The sequence below is a fragment of the Mesorhizobium sp. M7A.F.Ca.ET.027.03.2.1 genome, from assembly GCF_003999175.1.
In the GTDB taxonomy this organism is placed as follows: domain Bacteria; phylum Pseudomonadota; class Alphaproteobacteria; order Rhizobiales; family Rhizobiaceae; genus Mesorhizobium.
The window spans coordinates 1-665 of record NZ_RZOM01001729.1; the positions used below are offsets into that span (position 1 = coordinate 1).

Sequence of the window (665 nt, forward strand, 5' to 3'; positions counted from 1 at the left end):
ACACAGAACCATCCCTTCGACGATGGCGGTGGTGTCGGTCTCCATGATGGAGGGCCACTCGGTATTCTGCAGACCTAGGCCGTGACCAATTCGCCCGACCTTGCTCTCGGTCGTTCCCATGACCTGCGACATTGCCCGCCAGATATCCGAGACATTGTTGCCCGGCAAAGCCGTTGCCATGCCAGCCTCGGTTGCTTCATAGGCCCGCGCATAGGCAGCAGTGGTCGCTTTGGATGCCTCTGAAACTGCGTAAACCCGATCGAAATCGCACCAATAGCCGTCGAAAGTCGCACCTATGTCGATGAAAATTACGTCACCTTGTTGGATCAGCCGATCGCCGAGAGCGCCGATCACCTCGCCGTAACCTCCAGCACCCGACAAGATTTGAACATCATGGACCTGATCTGCTCCACGCTGCAAAAGATCGATCTTGATCTGACGCGCAATTTCGCGTTCCGGGACGCCGATGATGTCCGCCGTGACGACCGCTTCGAAACTGTCCGAAGCGATCGACCCAATATAGGCCATCTTGGCGATTTCGGCCTCGGATTTTGCAATGCGCAGTGTGCGAACGAGAGAGGTCGCGTCAATGAATTCAATGCCGCCGATTTCCAACTTCAGCCGATCAAAGTCGCGACCCGGCATGTGGACATGCGTCTCGGGAC

At 56.5% G+C, this 665-nt stretch carries 1 protein-coding gene; it reads right to left on the reverse strand.

Features of this window, described 5'->3' with window-relative positions; translation table 11 throughout:
- Positions 1 to 645 (reverse strand): M24 family metallopeptidase (locus tag EN750_RS37695; protein WP_145968351.1); only part of this gene is annotated, 645 nt, incomplete at its 3' end.
- Positions 646 to 665 lie beyond the last annotated feature (20 nt).